Annotated in this window: 3 protein-coding genes and 1 pseudogene; all 4 read right to left on the bottom strand. The window is 63.7% G+C overall.

What is annotated here, in order from left to right:
- Nucleotides 1-208: pseudogene (locus ACFTOW_RS13875) on the bottom strand (hypothetical protein); the annotation flags it as partial.
- Between the two features lie 52 nt (nt 209-260).
- On the bottom strand, nt 261-548 hold the full coding sequence (locus ACFTOW_RS13870; RefSeq protein WP_379916705.1) for a DUF1330 domain-containing protein: 288 nt from the start codon (nt 546-548) through the stop codon (nt 261-263).
- Nucleotides 549-551: 3 nt separating this feature from the next.
- A complete protein-coding gene (gene alaS / locus ACFTOW_RS13865; RefSeq protein ID WP_379916703.1) occupies nt 552-3,215 on the bottom strand; it encodes an alanine--tRNA ligase in 2,664 nt (887 codons plus the stop codon).
- Between the two features lie 181 nt (nt 3,216-3,396).
- A complete protein-coding gene (gene recA / locus ACFTOW_RS13860; RefSeq protein ID WP_379916701.1) occupies nt 3,397-4,470 on the bottom strand; it encodes a recombinase RecA in 1,074 nt (357 codons plus the stop codon).
- Nucleotides 4,471-4,699: the final 229 nt, after the last annotated feature.

Raw genomic sequence — 4,699 nt, 5'->3', positions numbered from 1 at the left:
GCGCGCAGGCTGGGATGACACCTTCCTGCGCTCGATTCTCACAAACATAGCAATGGCTTAATGCCAAAAGCGATTGCCCTGCCGTGCCAGGGGCCAGCGCGTGCCGCATCAGGGCAATCGCGCCGGGCCGCTCCAAAGCGGCCCAGTCATTTGCCGCCGCAAGTCCGGGCAGAGTCAGGCAAAACAGCACGGTCAAAAGTCGCAGCATCGGTCCCTCCTGTCTTGGAACGGAACCTAGGACACCCCGCCGCGCAGGCCAGTCACTCTGACGTTTCGACGACCATCAATTCGCGCTCGGACGCGCCGCGCGCATGGTCCAGCGCCGCCTGATACTCGGGGCTGTTGTAGCAGGCCACCGCCGCATCCACGCTGTCGAACCGCGCAACGACGTTGCGCGGGCGCTCGGTGCCTTCCAGTTGCACGAACCGGCCACCCCGCGCGATGAAGGTCCCGCCATGCTTGGCGATGGCAGGCCCCGCAAGTTCGGCGTATTTTGCATAGGCGTCCGCGTCGGTCACGGTCACATGGGCGATCCAGAGTGCGGGCATGTCTTATCCTCCGATGACGGCCTTGGCGGCCTCGATTGCCTGGGCCGCATTGGCCGTGTCCTTGCCGCCGCCCTGCGCCATGTCGGGCCGGCCACCGCCGCCCTTGCCCCCCAGCGCCGCGACTGCAGCCTTGACCAGATCGACCGCAGACAGCCGCCCGGTCAGGTCATCCGTCACGCCCGCCGCCACCGCCGCCTTGCCACCGGCATCGGCGATCAGCAGCACGGCCCCGGATCCGATGCGCGTCTTGTGCTCGTCGATCAGCGACGGCAGATCCTTGCCCGACACACCGCTCAGGCTCTGCGCCAGGAATTTCACGCCGCCGACATCCTCGGCCTCGGCACCGCCGCCCTGCCCCGCGCCACCGGCCATGGCCAGTTCACGGCGCAGTTGCGCCACCTCGTTCTCCAACCGCTTGCGCTCGTCCAGCACTGCACGCACCCGCTCGGCCACCTCGCCCGGCGAGGTGCGCAGCTCGCTTGCCACCGCCGTCAGCTGCGCCGATTGCGCGTGCAGATGCGCCAGCGCCGGCGCCCCGGTCAGGGCCTCGATCCGCCGCACACCCGCGCTGCTGGCGCTGTCGCCCAGCAGCACGAACATGCCGATATCGCCGGTCTGGCGCACATGGGTGCCACCGCACAGTTCCAGGCTATAGGTCTGCCCGTCGGCCCCCTTGCCGCTGCCGTCCTGCGTGCCCATCGACACGACGCGCACCTCGTCGCCGTATTTCTCGCCAAACAGCGCCTGCGCCCCGATGGCGCGCGCGTCATCCGGTGTCATGATCCGCGTGCTGACGGGGCTGTTCTGGCGGATAAAGGCGTTCACCTCATCCTCGACCTGCACCAGTTCCGCCTCGCTCAGCGCCTTGGCATGGCTGAAATCGAACCGCAGACGGTCCTCGGCGTTCAGGCTGCCGCGCTGCGCCACGTGATCCCCCAGCGCGCGGCGCAATGCCTCGTGCAAAAGGTGTGTGGCCGAGTGATTGGCGCGAATGGCCGTGCGCCGGGCATGATCCACTTCCAGCACCGCCGCCGACCCGCGCGCGATCTCGCCATCTTCGACCGTGGCGATATGGATGAACACGCCCGCGACCTTTTTCGTATCTGTCACGCGCGCCAGTCCGCCATCGGTGCGGATCAGGCCGGTGTCACCCACCTGCCCGCCGGATTCGGCATAGAACGGTGTCTGGTTCATCACGATCTGCACCGCCTGACCCGTCGCGGCACTGGCCACCTCGGCCCCGTCCTGCACCAGCGCCGCGATCTGGCCCTCGGCCACCTCGGTGTCATAGCCCAGAAAATCGGTCGCGCCATGCGCCTCGGACAGATCATACCAGATCGCCGCGTCCGCCGCCTCGCCCGACCCGGCCCAGGCGGCACGCGCCTTGGCCTTCTGCTCGGCCATCGCCGCATCGAACCCGTCGGTATCCACGCCGCGCCCCTTTTCACGCAGCGCATCCTGCGTCAAATCCAGCGGAAACCCATAGGTGTCATACAGCTTGAACGCCGCAGCCCCCGGCAGCGCCGCGCCCTCGGGCAGGTCGGCCAGCTCGTCATCCAGCAGCTTGAGCCCCCGGTCCAGCGTCTGCTTGAACCGCGACTCCTCCAGCTTCAGCGTCTCTTCGATCAGGGCCTGCGCCCGGCCCAGTTCAGGATAGGCCGCGCCCATCTGATGCACCAGCGCGGGCACCAGCCGATACATCAGCGGATCGCGCGCCCCCAGTTGATGCGCGTGCCGCATCGCCCGCCGCATGATCCGCCGCAGCACATAGCCGCGCCCGTCATTGGACGGCATCACCCCGTCCGCAATCAGGAACGAGGTCGAGCGCAGGTGATCCGCGATCACCCGGTGATGGATCTTGCCCGGCCCGTCAGGATCGGTGCTGCTGGCATCCGCACTGGCCTCGATGAGGCTGCGGATCAGATCGGTGGCGTAATTGTCATTGGTGCCCTGCAACAGCGCGGCCACCCGCTCGATCCCCATGCCGGTGTCGATCGACTGGTTGGGGAGATCGCGGCGGGTGCCATCCTCGAACTGCTCGTACTGCATGAAAACCAGGTTCCAGATCTCCACGAACCGGTCGCCGTCCTCCTCGGGCGACCCCGGCGGGCCACCCCAATACCGATCGCCATGGTCGAAAAATATTTCCGAGCACGGACCACACGGCCCGGTCGGCCCCATCATCCAGAAATTGTCATCGGTGGCGATGCGGATGATCCGCTCATCCGGCAGCCCGGCCACCTTTTTCCACAGATCCGCCGCCTCGTCATCGGTGTGATAGACCGTGACCAGCAGCCGGTCCGCCGGGATGCCCAGTTCCTTGGTGATTAGTTCCCATGCAAAGGGGATGGCGTCTTCTTTGAAATAGTCGCCAAAGCTGAAATTCCCCAGCATTTCAAAGAAGGTATGATGCCGCGCGGTATAGCCCACATTGTCCAGATCGTTGTGCTTGCCGCCCGCGCGCACGCATTTCTGCGCCGATGTTGCGCGCTGATAGTCGCGATGCTCCAGCCCTGTGAACAGGTTCTTGAACTGCACCATGCCGGAATTGGCAAACATCAGTGTCGGATCGTTGCGCGGCACCAGCGGGCTGGACGGCACGATTTCATGCCCCTGCTTGTTGAAATAATTCAGAAAACTGGAACGAATGTCATTCAGCGTGGGCATTTGGGGCCTCGTGATCAGGTTTCGCGCAGATGTATCGCCCCGTCGCGGCAGTGTCCATAAGCCGGAACGAAAACGGGGCCCCGCGTGCGGAGCCCCGTTTCCGGAGTATTCTCGGCCGCCCGTCGGCGACCGGGGGATTTCGGCCGTTCCCGTCAGCGTTTTCTGAACCTGTCCAAGGGCGTCAGCCCTCGAACACCTCATCCTCGTCGACCTTGTCCACATCGGTCATGTCGAATTCCAGCCCATGGGCGGCGCGGATCTTGTCCTCGATCTCCAGCGCCATGGCCTTGTTTTCCCGCAGGAACGTCTTGGAATTTTCACGCCCCTGACCAAGCCGCTCGTCACCATAGCTGAACCAGGCGCCGGATTTCTCGACCACGCCGGCCTTGACGCCCAGATCCAAAAGCTCGCCCATCTTCGAGATGCCTTCGCCATACATGATGTCGAATTCCACCTGCTTGAACGGCGGGGCGACCTTGTTCTTGACCACCTTGACGCGGGTCGCATTGCCGACGACCTCGTCGCGGTCCTTGATTGATCCGATCCGCCGGATATCCAGCCGCACCGAGCTGTAGAATTTCAACGCATTGCCGCCCGTGGTGGTTTCGGGGCTGCCGAACATCACGCCGATCTTCATCCTGATCTGGTTGATGAAGATCACCATGCAGTTGCTGCGGCTGATCGAACCGGTCAGCTTGCGCATCGCCTGGCTCATCAGGCGGGCCTGCACGCCGACATTGCTGTCGCCCATGTCGCCCTCAAGCTCGGATTTCGGCGTCAGCGCGGCAACCGAATCGATCACGACCATGCTGATCGCACCCGAGCGCACCAGCGTATCGACGATCTCGAGCGCCTGTTCGCCGGTATCGGGCTGGCTGATCAGCAATTCGTCCAGATCCACGCCCAGCTTCTTGGCGTATTGCGGGTCGAACGCATGCTCGGCGTCGACAAAGGCGCAGACACCGCCTTTTTTCTGCTCTTCCGCGATGCAATGCAGCGTCAGCGTCGTCTTGCCCGAGGATTCGGGCCCATATACCTCGATGATCCGCCCCTTGGGCAGGCCGCCGATCCCCAGCGCGATATCCAGACCCAGCGACCCGGTCGATGTCGCTTCGATGTCCCTGACCTGATGCTCGCCGCCCATCTTCATGATCGAGCCCTTGCCGAACTGCCGTTCGATCTGGGCCAGCGCACTGTCGAGCGCCTTTTGCTTGTCGGCGTTTTTCTTGCTGTCCATGCTGAGTAGATCTGCCATTTTGGAATGCTCCGATCCGTTATTCCACACCCTGTCCGGGGCGGCAACACTTGCCTGTTGTTCACAATTTGTTCCCAAGCCCTTTATGAGATCAAAACCGGAACATTTCAACAGCTATGTTGCGCATTTCCACAATTCATCGTTTTGATTAGGGCCTGTTGACGTTCATCTGAGGCGAATAACGGTCGCTGCGAGGGCTATGAAGGCTGAGAAACTGCTGTCTGTCTTG

Source organism: Lacimonas salitolerans (genome assembly GCF_042677865.1).
GTDB lineage: Bacteria > Pseudomonadota > Alphaproteobacteria > Rhodobacterales > Rhodobacteraceae > Lutimaribacter > Lutimaribacter salitolerans.
The sequence above is the reverse complement of the archived record's forward strand: the minus strand, read 5'-3'. Positions and strand labels throughout refer to the sequence as shown.

Excerpts from the sequence above, each read along its gene's own strand:
- recA (WP_379916701.1), bottom strand. The coding sequence starts at position 4,470 with ATGGCAGATCTACTCAGCATGGACAGCAAGAAAAACGCCGACAAGCAA.
- ACFTOW_RS13870 (WP_379916705.1), bottom strand. The coding sequence starts at position 548 with ATGCCCGCACTCTGGATCGCCCATGTGACCGTGACCGACGCGGACGCC.
- alaS (WP_379916703.1), bottom strand. The coding sequence starts at position 3,215 with ATGCCCACGCTGAATGACATTCGTTCCAGTTTTCTGAATTATTTCAAC.